This is a genomic window from Mycobacterium sp. 852002-51152_SCH6134967 (assembly GCF_001667105.1).
Classification (GTDB): Bacteria; Actinomycetota; Actinomycetes; order Mycobacteriales; family Mycobacteriaceae; genus Mycobacterium; species Mycobacterium neumannii_A.
In genome coordinates this window covers 138,510-154,191 of sequence record NZ_LZIK01000060.1, presented here as the reverse complement: position 1 = coordinate 154,191, position 15,682 = coordinate 138,510, and the positions used below count along the sequence as shown (strand labels likewise).

At 68.0% G+C, this 15,682-nt stretch carries 15 protein-coding genes; 6 read left to right on the top strand and 9 right to left on the bottom strand.

Features of this window, described 5'->3' with window-relative positions; translation table 11 throughout:
* Positions 1-28: 28 nt before the first annotated feature.
* Complete coding sequence (locus A5790_RS17700) at positions 29-892, top strand: RDD family protein (RefSeq protein ID WP_066846971.1); 864 nt, start codon at positions 29-31, stop codon at positions 890-892.
* Between the two features lie 16 nt (positions 893-908).
* Here A5790_RS17700 and A5790_RS17695 read toward each other — a convergent pair whose 3' ends face one another.
* Positions 909-2,243, bottom strand: coding sequence for a carotenoid oxygenase family protein (locus A5790_RS17695; RefSeq protein WP_066846969.1), 1,335 nt, complete (start codon positions 2,241-2,243; stop codon positions 909-911).
* A gap of 79 nt (positions 2,244-2,322) precedes the next feature.
* Between A5790_RS17695 and A5790_RS17690 the strand changes: the two genes are divergently transcribed.
* Together A5790_RS17690 and A5790_RS17685 are read left to right on the top strand one after the other, a co-directional pair.
* Positions 2,323-2,880, top strand: coding sequence for a PadR family transcriptional regulator (locus tag A5790_RS17690; RefSeq protein ID WP_082961774.1), 558 nt, complete (start codon positions 2,323-2,325; stop codon positions 2,878-2,880).
* 29 nt (positions 2,881-2,909) lie between these two features.
* Entirely contained in the window at positions 2,910-3,782 is an 873-nt protein-coding gene (locus A5790_RS17685; protein ID WP_066846965.1) for an oxidoreductase, read from the top strand.
* Here the strand turns inward: A5790_RS17685 and glpK are convergent.
* Positions 3,779-5,305: a glycerol kinase GlpK gene (gene glpK / locus A5790_RS17680; RefSeq protein ID WP_082961769.1), complete on the bottom strand. Its 1,527-nt coding sequence runs from the start codon at positions 5,303-5,305 to the stop codon at positions 3,779-3,781. The genes A5790_RS17685 and glpK overlap by 4 nt on opposite strands.
* Positions 5,306-5,341: 36 nt before the next feature.
* Between glpK and A5790_RS17675 the strand changes: the two genes are divergently transcribed.
* A complete protein-coding gene (locus A5790_RS17675) occupies positions 5,342-6,175 on the top strand; it encodes a class I SAM-dependent methyltransferase (RefSeq protein ID WP_369829791.1) in 834 nt (277 codons plus the stop codon).
* Between the two features lie 127 nt (positions 6,176-6,302).
* Here the strand turns inward: A5790_RS17675 and A5790_RS17670 are convergent, their stop codons facing one another.
* Together A5790_RS17670 and A5790_RS17665 are read right to left on the bottom strand one after the other, a co-directional pair.
* Positions 6,303-7,445, bottom strand: a complete 1,143-nt coding sequence (locus A5790_RS17670; RefSeq protein ID WP_066846962.1) for an acyltransferase — start codon at positions 7,443-7,445, stop codon at positions 6,303-6,305.
* Between the two features lie 10 nt (positions 7,446-7,455).
* Entirely contained in the window at positions 7,456-8,289 is an 834-nt protein-coding gene (locus tag A5790_RS17665) for an MBL fold metallo-hydrolase (RefSeq protein WP_066846959.1), read from the bottom strand.
* Positions 8,290-8,337: 48 nt separating this feature from the next.
* On the opposite strand from A5790_RS17665, the gene A5790_RS17660 reads away from it, so the two are divergent.
* On the top strand, positions 8,338-9,822 hold the full coding sequence (locus tag A5790_RS17660) for a glutamate--cysteine ligase (protein WP_066847215.1): 1,485 nt from the start codon (positions 8,338-8,340) through the stop codon (positions 9,820-9,822).
* Positions 9,823-9,830: 8 nt separating this feature from the next.
* Positions 9,831-10,271, top strand: coding sequence for a hypothetical protein (locus A5790_RS17655; RefSeq protein ID WP_231987829.1), 441 nt, complete (start codon positions 9,831-9,833; stop codon positions 10,269-10,271).
* A 4-nt stretch (positions 10,272-10,275) separates the two neighbouring features.
* On the opposite strand, the gene egtE is transcribed toward A5790_RS17655, so the two are convergent.
* Genes egtE through egtA form a run of 5 tightly spaced genes read right to left on the bottom strand, consistent with a single transcriptional unit; the run spans position 10,276 to position 15,641 of the window.
* Positions 10,276-11,391 (bottom strand): ergothioneine biosynthesis PLP-dependent enzyme EgtE, encoded by a 1,116-nt coding sequence (egtE, locus tag A5790_RS17650; RefSeq protein WP_066846956.1) that lies wholly within the window; start codon positions 11,389-11,391, stop codon positions 10,276-10,278.
* The gene (gene egtD / locus A5790_RS17645; RefSeq protein WP_066846953.1) at positions 11,388-12,377 is read right to left on the bottom strand and encodes an L-histidine N(alpha)-methyltransferase; all 990 of its coding nucleotides are present in this window, start codon (positions 12,375-12,377) and stop codon (positions 11,388-11,390) included. Before egtD ends, egtE begins: the two co-directional genes overlap by 4 nt.
* On the bottom strand, positions 12,377-13,066 hold the full coding sequence (gene egtC / locus A5790_RS17640; protein ID WP_066846949.1) for an ergothioneine biosynthesis protein EgtC: 690 nt from the start codon (positions 13,064-13,066) through the stop codon (positions 12,377-12,379). Before egtC ends, egtD begins: the two co-directional genes overlap by 1 nt.
* Positions 13,066-14,352 (bottom strand): ergothioneine biosynthesis protein EgtB, encoded by a 1,287-nt coding sequence (gene egtB / locus A5790_RS17635; protein WP_066846947.1) that lies wholly within the window; start codon positions 14,350-14,352, stop codon positions 13,066-13,068. The genes egtC and egtB overlap by 1 nt, the downstream gene beginning before the upstream one ends.
* Positions 14,349-15,641, bottom strand: coding sequence for an ergothioneine biosynthesis glutamate--cysteine ligase EgtA (gene egtA, locus A5790_RS17630; protein ID WP_066847210.1), 1,293 nt, complete (start codon positions 15,639-15,641; stop codon positions 14,349-14,351). Before egtA ends, egtB begins: the two co-directional genes overlap by 4 nt.
* Positions 15,642-15,682 lie beyond the last annotated feature (41 nt).

Below are 15,682 nucleotides of genomic sequence, written 5' to 3'. Positions count from 1 at the left end.
GCGGTGAATCCTAGTAGCGTTGACCCTTATGGTCTGGCAGCAGGAACCCGTCGTGACCGGCGACGCGGTGGTCCTCGACGTCCAGATCGCCCAGCTCCCCGTGCGTGCCGTCGCCGCGCTGATCGACATCACCGTGGTGTTCCTGCTCTACCTGATCGGCATCCTGCTCTTCAGCCTGACGCTGACCCAATTGGACCCGGCGCTGTCGGCGGCAGTGCTGATCATCTTCACCGTGCTCGCCCTGCTCGGATATCCGCTCGTTTTCGAGACCGCCACCCGGGGGCGTTCGCTGGGCAAGATGGCGATGGGCCTTCGGGTGGTGTCCGAAGACGGCGGCCCAGAACGGTTCCGGCAGGCGTTCTTCCGCGCGCTGTCCGGTGTGATCGAGATCTGGATGCTGGCCGGTGGTCCTGCGGTGATCAGCAGCCTGTTGTCGGCCAAAGGGAAGCGGCTCGGTGACATCTTCGCGGGCACCATTGTGATCAGTGAGCGCACACCACGGATGTCGCCTCCCCCGCCGATGCCGCCGCAGCTGGCGTGGTGGGCATCGTCGTTGCAGCTCTCCGGGCTGCAGCCGGAGCAGGCCGAGCTGGCACGCCAGTTCCTCGGCCGCGCAGCGCAATTGCATCCGACTGTGCGCGATCAGATGGCGTACCGCATCACCGCCGACGTCGTCGCGCAGATCTCCCCGCCCCCGCCTCCGGGGACACCGCCGCAGATGGTGCTCGCCGCGGTGCTGGCCGAGCGTCACCGCCGGGAATTGGCGCGTTTGCAGGTGACGCCTGCGCCGCCGCAATGGCCGGGACCCCCACCGTCGCCCGGTGGGTATTCATCACCACCTCAGCGATATTCGGCGCCACCCAATCCCGGCGGCTTCGCACCACCGGGATGAGGGAGTCCACCCGATATCAACCGGTGATCCAGTTGCCGTGGAAGCCGTAGGGAACACGTTGCGGTAGCGCGATTCTCGCGACCGGCGGACCGGCGAATTCGGCGGCGTCGATGATGACGAGATCGCTGCCGTCGCGCGCAGGATCGTATACATAGCCGAGGTACCAGCCGCTGCTCTCGTCGGCGGCACCCGATGACGACGGAACGAACACCGCCTCACCTGGGCCGCCGGGCGCACCGGGGGTCCCGAATGCGTGCTCGACCGCGTCGCCCGTGGTCAGGTCGTAGCGCAGCAGACGACCGTCGCCGACCACCACGGTGTAGCGCGCGGGCAGTGTCGCCAGGCGGTCGTCGATGCGCGGGAACTCGACCGGGCGGTCGTCGAGTTGGCGCTCGGTGACGGTGCCGGCCGACAGGTCGATCGTCCACGTCCACAGCACAGCGTCGGCTTCGAAACCATCGGTGTCACGCCACAACTCGGGATATCGGACCGCCTGCAGCACAATCGAATTCCCGTCGTCGTAGGCGTTGGCGACGTGGAAGACGTAGCAGGGTGCGATGTCGAACCACCGCACCTCGCCGAAGGGGTCATCGCGGCGCAGCACACCAAGGCGGGCGCCGTAGTCGTCGTTCCAGCGGTAGGGCATCTCATCGTTGCCCTTCGTCGCGACGTCGAAGTCGAACACGATCGGCAGATCCATGAACACCACGTGAGAAGCGGTCAGGGCGAAATCGTGCATCATCGTCAGGGCGGGCACCTCGAGCGGCCGGTTGACGGTCAGTTCGCCGTTGGCATCGGCGCGGTGGTAGGTGACGTGCGGCGCAAAGATGTTGCCGTATCCGAAGAAGTGCAGTTCGCCGGTCCGCGGGCAGATCTTGGGGTGAGCGGTCATGGAGTCCAGCAGCTTGCCGCCGAAATCGTATGCCCCGACCGTCTCCAAATCGTTGGTGATCTCGTAGGGCAGCGACGATTCCACGAGTGCCAGCGTTTTGCCCGCGTGGTTGACGACGTGGGTGTTGGCCACGCTCGAGCGCAGGTTGCGGGTGCCGTCGGCGTTGTAAAGTCCGAAGTCCTCGATGAAGCTGTCGGTGCGCACCCAGCGGTTGCGATACCACTTGGCGCGGCCGTCCTCGATGCGGACGCCGTGGATCATGCCGTCGCCGGTGAACCAGTGCGCGGCGGCCTGGCGCGGGTTCGGGCCGTTGCGCAGATACCAACCGTCGAGTTCGGCCGGGATGGCGCCCTCCACGGGCAGGTCGTACTCGGTCAGTTCGTCTGCGATGGGCGCATAGTTGCCGCGCCTGAAGAATTCGTCCGCGCCGAAGAGCGTCGATTCCGTCGTCTCGGTCATGGGATCTCCTTGTGTGCTGCGATAGGGCCACACTGACATGTCATTAGTGACCTGTCAATAGTGGATGTACGATTACGCGGTGAGTCTGCGAATCGCCGCGCTGGGCCTGCTCGCCGAGAAGCCGGGCAGCGGATACGACCTGCTGAAGCTCTTCGAGGAATCGCTGGCCAATGTCTGGCCCGCCACCCAGAGCCAGCTCTACGGCGAGCTGAACAAGCTCGCCGATGCCGGGCTGATCGAGGTCGCCGCGATCGGCCCGCGGGGGCGCAAGGAGTACCAGATCACCGACGCGGGGCGAGCTGAACTACGGCGGTGGATCAGCAACCCCCAGGACGATCCGCCTTTTCGCAGTACGAGCCTTCTGCGGGTTTTCCTGCTCGGCGAGATCCCCCGCGAGCAGGCGCGCGCGCAATTGACGGAGATGGCCGAGCGTGCCGACGCCGAGGTCAAGCGGCTCGAAGCGCTGCGCGACTCGATCGACTGGGGCGACGGCGAGGGACCGGACTTCGGGCTGGCGGCCCTCGACTACGGACTGCGTATGCACACGATGCACGCGGAGTGGGCCCGTTCGGTGATCGGGCAGATCGACGCCACATCGGCTAGATCGACTGATCCGAGGAGCCGCCTCGTCGAATAAGCCCGGCGGGCAGGGTGTACGGATTGAGTATGCAAACCTTGCCGCTGGGCTCAATCCATGTCGGACGCGTCGGCTTCGGCGCGATGCAACTGCCGGGTCCGGGTGTTTTCGGTCCTCCGCGCGATCGCGAGCAGGCGCTGGCCGTGCTTCGGCGGGTGGTCGAGCTCGGCATCAACCACATCGATACCTCGCAGTTCTACGGACCCGACGTCGCCAATGAACTGATTCGCGAGGCGTTACATCCTTACCCCGCCGATCTCGCTCTGGTCAGCAAGGTGGGTGCTCGCCGCGACGACGTCGGTGCGTGGCTGCCTGCACAGCAGCCCGACGAACTGCGGGCCGACATCGAAAAGAACCTCCGCACGCTCGATACCGACCGACTGGCGGCGGTCAACCTGCGCATCCATTCCGACGACCCCACCGCGGCGGCGGCGGTCGACCGGGAGCTGTTCGACCGGCAGCTGACCGCGATGATCAAGGCGCGCGACGAAGGTCTGATCGGCGGCATCGGGTTGAGCGGCGTCGGCGTCGACCATCTGCGGATCGCGCTGGACCGCACCGAGATCGTCTGTGTGCAGAACGCCTACAACCTCATCGACCGCAGCTCGCAGCCGGTGCTCGACGCGTGTATCGAGCGCGGTATCGCGTTCGTGCCGTTCTTCCCGCTGGGCTCGGGCTTCGTCGCCGACAACCCGGTGCTGGGGCATCCGGCGGTCAAGCGGGAGGCCGAAAAGCTCGGGCACACACCGGCCCAGATCGTGCTCGCGTGGACGCTGAACGTCGCACCGAACGTGCTGCTGATCCCCGGCACGTCGTCGGTGGCCCATCTCGAGGAGAACACGGCGGTCGCCGGCATCGAACTCGACGACGAAACCAAACGCGACCTCGACGCGGCCGGCTAATCGACGTCGACCCAGTCCAGCGTGCGCTGCACCGCCTTCTGCCAACCGGCATAACCGGATTCGCGCTGCTCGTCGCTCCACGACGGCGTCCAGCGCTTGCCTTCCTGCCAGTTGGCCCGCAGGTCGTCCGCGTTCTCCCAGAACCCCACCGCCAAGCCGGCGGCATAGGCCGCGCCCAGCGCAGTGGTCTCGGCGACGACGGGCTTGACGACGTCGACACCGAGCACGTCGGCCTGGATCTGCATGCACAGGTCGTTGGCGGTGATACCGCCGTCGACCTTGAGAAGCTCCATGTGCACACCGGAGTCGGCTTCCATCGCGTCGACGACGTCACGGCTCTGGTAGCAGATCGCCTCCAGTGTCGCGCGGGCCAGGTGTGCGTTCGTGTTGTACCGCGACAGCCCGACGATCGCACCGCGGGCATCCGAACGCCAGTACGGCGCAAAGAGTCCGGAGAACGCCGGAACGAAGTAGACGCCCCCGTTGTCGTCAACCTGGCGCGCCAGAGACTCGCTCTGCGCCGCGCCGCTGATGATGCCGAGCTGATCACGCAGCCACTGCACAGCCGAACCGGTGACCGCGATCGAACCCTCAAGGGCATAAACGGGTTTCGCGTCGCCGAACTGGTAGCACACCGTGGTCAACAGCCCGTTCTCCGACCGGACGATCTTCTCGCCGGTGTTGAGAAGAAGGAAATTGCCTGTGCCGTAGGTGTTCTTGGCCTCGCCCGCACTCAGGCACACCTGCCCGACCATGGCCGCCTGCTGGTCACCGAGCGCTCCGGTCAGCGGCACCTGGCCGGCAAGGGGCCCGTTGTCGCGGGCGATGCCGTAGGACTCCGGGCATGACGACGGCTTGATCTCGGGCAGCATCTGTCGCGGTATGTCGAAGAACGACAACAACTCGTCGTCCCAGTCGAGCGTTTCCAAGTTCATCAGCATGGTGCGGCTGGCGTTGGTGACGTCGGTGACGTGCACCCCGCCGCGGGTCCCTCCGGTCAGGTTCCACAACAGCCACGAGTCCGGAGTCCCGAACAGCGCGTCGCCGTTCTCGGCGTCGCGCCGTACCCCGTCGACGTTCTCCAGAATCCATTGGACCTTGCCTGCCGAGAAGTAGGTCGCCGGCGGCAGGCCGGCCTTGCCGCGGATCACGTCGCCGCGACCGTCACGATCCAGTGCCGAGGCGATGCGGTCGGTGCGGGTGTCCTGCCACACGATCGCGTTGTAATACGGTCTGCCGGTCCGCTTGTTCCACACCAGCGCCGTCTCGCGCTGGTTCGTGATGCCGAGCGCGGCGAGGTCGGTCGCCGACAAGTTCGTCTTGTTGAGCGCGGACATGATGACGGCCGCGGTGCGCTCCCAGATCTCGACGGGATTGTGCTCTACCCACCCGGCTTTCGGCAGGATCTGTTCGTGCTCGAGCTGATGGCGACCGATCTCGACGCCGCCGTGGTCGAAGATCATGCATCGAGTACTCGTGGTGCCCTGATCGATCGCGGCGATGAACTCGGCGTTTCCGGCCAACTCGCGCTCCCCTCTTGCTGCGGTCCGTCGTCCATCATGGACTACATGGCCGAAAAGCCCGCCGGGATTGAAGCCGGAACGCTGAGCGCATCCAAGATCGACCGCATGCCGCGCGGCGGTCCCGACGCGTCCTGCCTGGACCGCCTGTTGCAGACCGATCGGATCGAGTATCTGGACCGCGACTCCGACGCGCCGGTCGACGCCGCCCGCAAGCGCAGCGTGATCCGCGCGCTCGAGTGGACCGGCGGATGGTTCGGCAGCACCGAGCGGTTCGCCGAGATCGCGCTCGCCGAGGTCGAGGACGTCGCGGACCCGAAGATCCTCGAACTCGGGGCGGGTCACGGCGCGCTGTCGCGCACGCTGCTCGCCTGGCACCCCTCAGCGCGGTTGACCGTCACCGACGTGGACGCGGCGAACGTGACGGCGATGGCCGCCGGCGACCTCGGGGAGAACCCCCGCGCGACCGTCCGTGAGATGGATGCCACGGCGATCGACGCCCCCGACGCCTCGTTCGACCTCGCGGTCTTCGCGCTGTCGTTTCATCACCTGCCGCCGGCCGCGGCCGCGCGAGCGATCTCGGAAGGCACCCGGGTGGCAGCCAAGTTGGTCGTCATTGATCTGCCGCGACCGCCGTCGCCTCTGCATCTGGTGCGCCTGGCGACCATGCTGCCGTTCGTTCCATTGCTGCCGTTCGTACACGACGGCGTGATCAGCTCGCTGCGCTCCTACAGTCCGTCGGCGCTGCGGGCACTGGCCGCGTATGCCGACCCCGCGATCGCGGTCGAGCTACGCGGCGGATTGTTGAGCCCCCAGGTCGTCGTGGCTCAACGCGGCGCCCCGGATCCGTTGCGACCGAACGGCCAACGCTGATAGCCGAACTCGATGAAGGCATCGAGCACGTCGTACAGACCCGGATGGCGCGCCAGCAGAGACCCAATCATCCTCACGCCGAGGGTGATACCCGTCTTTTCACTTGTCAAACGTCGATCGTTGCAGGTCAGGTTCGCGGACGGGTGAGCCGATGCAGAAGCCACGCAACCGGAATCGTCAGTATCAGCGTCACGATGAACAGCACCACCACCGAACCGGTGTACACCCGCCACTGCAGCACCGACACCATCGCGATCTCCATCACGATCACGTGCAGCAGGAAGATCTCGTAGGAGATCTCACCCAGCCACACCATCGGCCTGCTGCTGAGTAGCCTTGCGTAGGAGCCTGTGTCGCCGAGGGCCAACGGCGCGACAACCAGCGTTGCGATCGCCGCGTAGAACATCACCTTGACGATGTCTTGGCCGAGATCGAGCGCAGGAGCGTCGATGCGCCCGGCGATCGGTGTCGACACCACCAGGTACGCCGCCACCGCCAGCGGCAGCGCGATCACGGTATAGCAGCGAAAACCGGTGCGCGCCAGCACGCTGAGGGCCATACCGCCCACGAACCACACGAGGTAGTGCGGAAGCCACAACCCCGCGCCGTTGGGCAGCCAGTCCGTTGTGTGGATGACCAACAGCCACAGCGGGCTCAGCGCACCCAGCACCGCCAGCGCGGCCAGCAGTACACTGGGGCGCCACTGGCGCCGGCACAAGACGACCAGCAGCAGGTAGGCCAGCGCCGGCAGCGCCGCGTAGAACGCCACTTCGACCGCGAGACTCCACATCTGGGTCAACCCCTGATGCATGTAGGCCGTGATGTACTCGCGGCTGTAGATCTGCGTGAGCGTGAGGTTGCGGACCAGGCCGTGCCAGGTGTGGCCGGGATTGGGCTCGATGGGCCGGAACTCGTACAGCGCGAACGCCAGCAACACCGTCACCACATAGGCCGGCATGATGCGCCGCACCCGATTTCGGGCGTACCGGCGTATCGGTGGCGGCGCGGCGCCGGTCGCCGCCGAGCGCACCCATCCGTTGAACAGTAGAAATCCCGACAACACGAAGAAGATCGCGACGCCGATCTCCATACGTGCGAACATCAGCCCGACGTATCCGCGGTTGTAGGCGCCGGTGCCGTACGCGGCGTGGGTGGCCATCACTAGCAGTGCGGCGACCGCCCTGATTCCCGTCAGCGACGCGACGCGATCGACCCTCGAGACCTGTTCCAGGCCGCCTTGGTCCAGCTCGCCCGGCCATTGTGCTGACACTGCGTAAGTATCAAACCGTGACCGAGGAACCGCGCTCCAATTCGATGATCCGATCGGACAGCCCGCGGCGCTTCATCTCGTGGACGAAGTCGGACAGCGGGGACGCGAACACCCCGTAGTCGTCGAAATGCACCGGGATCATCTTGGGAAGGTTCAGCAGTTCGACCACGTCGGCGCCCTGTTGTCCGTCCATCGTCACGGTCAGCCCGAACGGCAGGTGCCTGCCGAACGGCAGCCGGGTACCGCCCAGGTGCAGCACGCCGACGTCGATCGATTCGAATCGCACTGGTATTTCCCGTAATTCGTCGACGAACAGGGTATCGCCGGAGACGTAGAGCCTGCGGCGGGCAGCGCCGTCGGAGAACTCGACCATGCTGCCCATCACCGGCGGCAGGAACCGGTCGACCGGCGTGGGAGCGTGCCGACCCGGCAGCGAGGTGACGGTGGCGCTCACCGTCCCCTTGGTGATCGTGTGCTGCTGCCAGGTGTCGAGTGCCAGCGACCGGCCGAACCCGCGATGGGTCAGCCGTTTGGCGGCGTGCGGAGTGGTCAGGATCGGAACATCGTGGTCGAGGCGGTTCTGCGTCACCCGGTCCCAGTGGTCGCCGTGCATATGCGACAGCACCACCGCGTCGAGGGCCGGCAACTGTTCGATGTCCAGCGCCGGTCCTTTGAGCCGCTTGGACAGCAGCCCGTATCCGAGGTACGCGTGCTGCCCCTGGTGCAGGAAGTTCGGGTCGGTCAACAGGGTGATCTGCTCTTCGCGCGAGCGCTCATCGCCGTGACGCCGGCCGCCGGAGATCAGCGTGGTGGCGGTGCCGATGAAGGTGACGGTGACGTCCATCTGCCTCACCTACCCACCACGGCCGGGTTTATGCCGAACAATGGCGGTGTGGGCGAGGAAGTGAAGGGCACCGGCTACAGCGGCGCGCACCGCCGGGAGTACCGCCGCAAGGTGCAGCAGTGCCTCGACGTCTTCGAGACGATGCTCGCCCAGTCGAGCTTCGACTTCGAGCGGCCGCTGACCGGGATGGAGATCGAGTGCAATCTCGTCGACTCGGCCTATCAGCCCGCGATGAGCAACGCCGAGGTCCTGCGCGCGATCGCCGATCCGGCGTATCAGACCGAATTGGGCGCTTACAACATCGAATTCAATGTGCCGCCGCGGCGGTTGCCCGGGCGCGCCGCGCTCGACCTGGAGACCGAGGTCCGGGCGAGCCTCAATGCGGCCGAGACGAAGGCCAACCGGCACGACGCGCACATCGTGATGATCGGGATCCTGCCGACGTTGCTGCCCGAGCATCTCGCGGGCCGGTGGATGAGCGAGTCGACGCGGTACCAGGCGCTCAACGACTCGATCTTCACCGCCCGCGGCGAGGACATCCTGATCGACATCGTCGGGCCGGAGCGGCTGAGCCTGCAGACCGCCACCATCGCACCCGAGTCGGCGTGCACAAGCATGCAATTGCACCTTCAGGTGTCGCCGGCCGACTTCGCGCAGAACTGGAACGCCGCTCAGGTGCTGGCCGGTCCGCAGGTGGCGTTGGGCGCCAACTCCCCGTACTTCTTCGGCCACGAACTGTGGGCCGAGACCCGCATCGAGCTGTTCGCCCAGGCCACCGACACCCGGCCCGACGAACTCAAGGCCCAAGGCGTCCGGCCGCGGGTGTGGTTCGGGGAACGCTGGATTACGTCGATCTTCGACCTGTTCGAGGAGAACGTGCGCTACTTCCCCTCGCTGCTGCCCGAGCTGTCCGATGAGGACCCGGTCCGTGAGCTCGCCGAGGGCCGCACGCCCAGGCTCTCCGAGCTGCGGCTGCACAACGGCACCATCTACCGGTGGAACCGGCCGGTCTACGACGTCGTGAACGGCCGCCCGCATCTGCGCGTGGAAAACCGGGTGCTGCCCGCAGGGCCGACCGTCGTCGACATGATGGCCAACGCCGCCTTCTACTACGGCACGCTGCGCGCGCTGTCCGAGGAGGAGCGGCCGCTGTGGACGAAGATGAGCTTTGCTGCGGCACAACACAATTTCGTCACCGCCGCCCAGCACGGTATGGATGCCCGGCTGTACTGGCCCGGCTACGGCGAGGTGACCGCCGACGAGTTGATACTGCGTGAACTGCTGCCCATGGCCGACGAGGGCCTGCGCCGCTGGGAGGTCGCGTCCGAGGTGCGCGACCGGTACCTCGGGGTCGTCGAGGGACGCGCCAAGACCGGCCGCAACGGCGCCACCTGGCAGGTCGCGACGGTGCGCGCGCTGCAGGAGCGCGGAATGGCGCGGCCCGTCGCGCTCGCGGAGATGCTGCGCCACTACTGCGAGCGCATGCACAGCAACGAACCCGTCCACACCTGGGGCGAGGGATTCGACGAGTGAGAGTGGCCGTGCGCGGTTTCTTGTTGCCGTCACTGGTGCTGGTGGCGCTGGCGGCCGGCTGCCACGGCGGTCAGCACGCGCGTGCGGACACCGTCGACGCCGGGCTGGATCGTCCCTTCGTGCTCGCAGGCGGACAGCAAGCCGAGATCGCGGGCGAGCCGTTGCGACTGCGAATCGCCGAGGTACCGGAGGATTCGCGGTGCCCGACCGAGGTCGAGTGCTTCTGGACCGGGCAGGCGCGAGTCGTCGTCGTGGTCGACGACGGGCGATCCGGCGAGCAGACCCTCGAGTTCAACACCAACCCCGCGCCGGGGCAGAACCGGCAGACGGTGCAGACCGGCGATTACGCACTCACGTTGCAGGCGCTCGACCCGTATCCCCGCACCCCCGAGGACGTCCCGCCCCTATCGGATTACCGGGCGACGCTGCTGGTGCGCCGAACCGGTTGACGCCTCACCCCGCAGCCGCCAGGGCCGCGGCGAACCGCGCGAGCTCCTCTTCGGTGACGTCCACGTGCGGTGACGCCCGCAGCACCGGCGTGGTCATCTCGAATGGGGCTCGCTGCACATCGGCGAACGTGGTGACGATGCGGTGTTCGGCGATCAGCCAGTCGCGGACCTTCCGCGGATCGGCGCCGTCGGTAGGGACAAGCGTGGTGATCGCGGTCGGTTCTTCGCGCGATTCGACGACCCGCCATCGGTCGAGGGCAGCCACGGCGTCGCGGGTCATGCGGCCCACCTGTGCCAGCCGGGCCCGCACCGCGGTCGGTCCGTCGGCCAGATGTTCTCCGAGTGCCACCGAGAAGCCCACACGGGCAGCGATATTCGCCTCGCCGTGCTCCAAGCGCTGCAGGACGGGCAGGGGCAGGTTCCACTCCGGCGGCGGCAGGCGTGGGCGCAGCCGCTCCGCGAGCTCGCGATGGACGCCGAGGAATCCCACTCCGCGCGGCCCGGCGATCCACTTACGCGATGAACCGTAGATCGCCGCAGGTGTGACCGCGCAGTCCAGATGCCCCAGCGCCTGGGCAGCGTCGACGATCAGCGGCACACCGAGTTCGCGGCACGTGGCGGCCAGCGCCGAAACCGGCTGCGCCAGCCCGCGGTGACTGGCCAGCGCCGTCAGGTGCACCAGCGCGGGCGGGTCGGCGGCCAGTTGACGCGTTGCCGCCGGGACGTCGAGTCGCCCGTGGTCGTCGGCGGGCAGCGCGCGGACGGCGAACCCGTTGGCGGCCATGATCGCCAGGTTCGGCCCGTACTCGCCGGGCAGGCAGGCCAGGGTCCGCTGTCCGGGCCACGCGCCGAGCAGCAGGTCCAACGCGTTGTTCGCGCCGGTGGTGAACACGAAGTCGGTGCTCGCCAAGCCGGTCAGCGCGGCGAGCGCGGCGCGTCCGGCGTCGAGCACCGGGACGGCGGCCTCGGCTGCGACGTAGCCGCCGACTTCTGCTTCGTGGCGCGCGTGCTGCACGGCCGCGTCGGTCGCCGCGACGCTCTGACGCGAACAGGCGGCACTGTCCAGGTGGATTCCGGCCACCGCAGGCCTGGCCGCCCGCCACCGATCGGCGAGTCTCATTTCGTCGACAGCGACAGGCCGAAGTCGCCAGCGGCGTCGGTCCACCAGTGGGTCATCCGAAGCCCGGCGGCGCCGAGTTCGGCTTCCACGCCCTCGCGCCGGAATTTGCAGGACACCTCGGTCAGCATCGGCTCACCGGCGTCGAACTCGACTGTCAGATCGAGATCGCGCACGCGCACCCGCTGCGCTTCGGTGGCGCGCAGCCACATCTCGATGCGCTCGTCACCGGCGTTCCACACCGCGACGTGTGCGAACTTCTCGAGGTCGAAATCGGCGTCCAGCTCACGGTTGACGACGGCGAGCACGTTGCGGTTGAAGCGCGCGGTCACACCCGCGCTGTCGTCGTACGCGCGCACCAGACGATCGGCGTCCTTCACCAGATCGGTGCCCAGCAGCAGGCTGTCGCCGGGTTCCAGGGTGTCGGAAAGAGCGGCGAGGAAGTCGCCACGCGGGCCTGCGGTGAGGTTGCCGATCGTCGAGCCGAGGAATGCGACCAGGCGGCGCCCGACATGAGGGATCTTGTCCAGGTGCTTCTCGAAATCCCCACAGACGGCTTCGATCTCGAGGCCGGGATACTCGGCCTGTAACGCCGAGCCCGCGGCGGCCAGCACGCTCGCGTCGACGTCGAACGGGATGAACCGGCGCAACAACCCGCGGCGACGTAGCGCGTCGAGCAGCATCCGGGTCTTCTCCGACGTGCCGCTGCCCAGTTCGACCAGTGTGTCGGCACCGGAAGCCGCGGCGATGTCGGCGGATCGGTTTCTGAGGATCTCGGCCTCGGCACGCGTCGGGTAGTACTCGGGCAGCCGCGTGATCTGATCGAACAGGTCACTGCCGATCGCATCGTAGAACCACTTGGGCGGCAATGACTTCGGTCTCGACGTCAAGCCGTCGAGAACGTCGCGGCGCAGCGCGTTCGCTGCCGAGTCCGCCGGCAGGTGGTTCGACAACGACAGCGTGCCCGCGTGATCCGCTCCCCGCGCCATCAGGCTCCTTTCAGTGCGACGAGTTGCACACCTGACGGTGTGACCTCGACGAGGTGCCGGTCCGGGATCTCCTCCCAGGCGGGGTCGTCGTCGTACGGCTCACTGGCCAGGACCACGCCGTCGGGACGTCGCAGCACGGACAGCGTGTCGCCCCATGTCGTGGCGACCAGCCGTGACCCGTTTCCCGCCAGGATGTTCAGCCGCGCGTTCGGGTCCGCCGCGGCGACCTCGACGATGGTGTCGCCCAGCGCGTCCAGCCCGCGGTCGAAGATGAGCGCGGCGAGCAGGGCGCTGTCGTTGGTGGACTCGGCGGCGGCCGACAGCGGGAGCACCTCGCGATCGACGAGTCCGTTGTGGGAGAGCAGCCAATGACCGTCGGTGAACGGCGCGACCGCGGTCGCCTCGATCGGCATGCCGATGCTCGCAGATCGCACCGCGGCGACGATACAACCGCCGCGTAGCGCGGGCGCGACCGAGGCGAGCGAGGCGTCCCCCCACATCGGCGTCGCGCTTCGCCAGCGCCGAGGTGTCGCGCCGTCGAAGAAACCCACACCCCACCCGTCGGCGTTCATCAGCCCGTGCTTCTGCCTGCGCGGTGAATACGACTGCACCAGAAGGCCGTTGGCGGGTTCAAGAGTCAGCGAGGCCACCGAAACCGGTTCGCCGAGCCACCCGAGATGCCTGCACATCACGCGTCCCAAGCCAGCCGGACGCCCGAGAAGATCTGACGTCGGATCGGGTGGTCCCAGTTGCGGAAACTGGGCCGCAGGATCGCCGACGCGACCGCCCACGATCCGCCGCGCAGCACGTTGTAGTCGCCACCCCCAACACTTTCGAAGAAGGGTTGCGAGTAGCGGTCGTAGATCATCGGCGTGAATCCCGGCCATGGGCGCAGCGGCGACGTCGTCCACTCCCACACGTCGCCCAGCATCTGTTCGGCACCGTAGGCCGACGCACCGGCGGGGTAGGCGCCGACGGGCGCCGGACGCAGCGCGTCGCCGCCGAGGTTGGCCAGCGCCGCGGTGGGTTCTGTTGTGCCCCAGGGATAACGCCGACGCGCGCCGATGGCCGGGTCCCACGCGCAGGCCTTCTCCCATTCCACCTCGGTGGGCAGCCGGGCGCCCGCCCACGCTGCGTAGGCCTCGGCTTCGAAGAACGTGACGTGCTGGACCGGCTCGGCTTCCGGGATCTCCTCGACGTGGCCGAACCGGGTGCGGGTTCCGTCCGGATTCCAGAATTGCGGCGCCGTCAGATCTGCTTCAGTCCGGTGCTGCCAACCACGCTGCGACCACCACCGGGGTTCGTCGTATCCGCCGTCGTCGATGAACCTGCGCCATTCGCCGTTGGTGACCGGGACGCGTCCGATGCCGAATGCGGGTACGTCGACGACGTGTGCCGGGCGTTCGTTGTCCAGTGAGTACGGTTCGGTGGTCGCGTCGACGCCGAGCACGAACTCGCCCCCGGGCACCGACACCGATGTGCCCGCGACGTCCTGGCGGCCTTCGGGAAGCGCAGCTCCGGTGTCGAGCAACGGAGGGCCGGTTCGCAGGTTCAGCGCCTGCAGCATGGTTTCGTCGTGCTGGTTCTCGTGGCTGATCACCAGGCCGAAGGCGAAACCGGGCTCGTCGTCGGGTAGGACGTCCAGCGTGTCGAGCACCTTGTCGCGCACGGTGGCGCAATACGCTCTGGCATCCGAGGGCGGGAGCAGCGGCAGGTCCACCCGGCTGGCGCGGGAGTTGACGAACGCGTCGTAGAGACGTTCGACGTCGGGGCGCAGCATGCCGGGCCGGTCCGGGTTTCCGTCGCGCAGCAGCCACAGCTCCTCCTGCTGCCCGATGTGCGCGAGGTCCCACACCAACGGGCTCATCAGCGGGCTGTACTGACGGCCCAGCTCCGCGTCGTCGAAGTCGACGAGGCGCAGGGTGCGCTGACGTGCCCTGGTGAGTTCGCGCGCGATCGTTTCGCGAGGTGTCACAGTTCCCCTCGTGCCAGTTGCGTGACCGCGGGCGCGATCCCGTGTCGTGCGGCGCGGTCGCGGAAGTCGTCGGCTGGACAGCGTCCCTGTTCGACCGAACGCACCAACCGTTGCATCGATTCCGCGAGCTCGGCAGGCGCGCGTTCGGCGGCCGCCCGCACGCACCGCTGCGCGGCCGCCTGCAACCGGGGGTCGGCCAGGCCGATGTGGGCGGCCTGATCCCAGGCGGTGGCGACGGGATGGGTGGCTTCGGCGGCCAGCTCGGCGGCCGTCGGGTCGTCGAGCAGGGTGACCAGCGTGAACGCGACCGCAGGCCAGACGGTGTCCGGCACGCTGTCGAGATAGCGGATCTCCAGCCACTGCCGCGGGCGGACCGGAGGGAACAACGTGGTCAGGTGATAGTCGAGGTCGGCGGCGGTGGGACGGCGGCCGCCGAGCGCGACCCGGCCGTCGGCCCAGTCGGCGAACGGCACCCAGTCGGGTACCGGTTCGGCGTCGGCGTCGGCGTGGTTGACGAGCATCACCGGAGCTTTCAGCGCGTACCGGGCCCAGTCGCTGGCCGGATCTTCGCCGTTCTCGCCTAGCACCGGGCCGCAGCGCGCCGAATCCAGTTGGCTCCACACGCGCTGCCTCGTTGACTGCCAGCCGGGGTCTTGTCCGCTCAGCAGCGGCGAGTTCGCGGTGATCGCGATCATCGTCGGCCCGAGCGCATGCGCGAGCCGCACCCGGTCCGCCCAGCCGTCACGGGGGCCCGCATCGAGGTTGACCTGCACCGAAGCCGTCGAGGTCATCATCGCCGCACCGGCGGCGGGGGTGCCGCTGGCGGCGAAGAACGCTTCCATCGCGCGGTACCGCGCACCCGGGTTGACTCGCTGCGGCGGCCGCAGCGGATCGGCGCCCAGCGACACCAACCCGAACCCGGCGCCGGCGAACGCAGCGCACAGCACGATGCGGTCGCCGACCATCGCGTCGATCGCGGCGAGCGGGCCCGCGAGCGGCGGACCAGACAGTTCCACGGCGCCGCCGGGTTCGACGGTGACCCGGCTGCCGCCCGGTAGCGGTGGCAGTCCCGCGATGGTGGCGGTGAGCTCATCCCAGCCGGGCCTGCGCGTGGGATCGGTCAGATCGAAGCAGTGCGCCTCGATCTCGAGTCCGACCCGGCCCACCGGGCCGTCGCGCAGACAACCGACGCCGACCTGGCGAGCAGCGGCATCGGCGCTGGTCAGCTCGTCGCAAGGCTTCGGCGGCGGGTGCGCGTCGCTTAACTCGGACGTGATGGTGAAGGTCATTCCAACCATCCCCTTCCGGGAGTGGACCGCTCGCCCCTTCA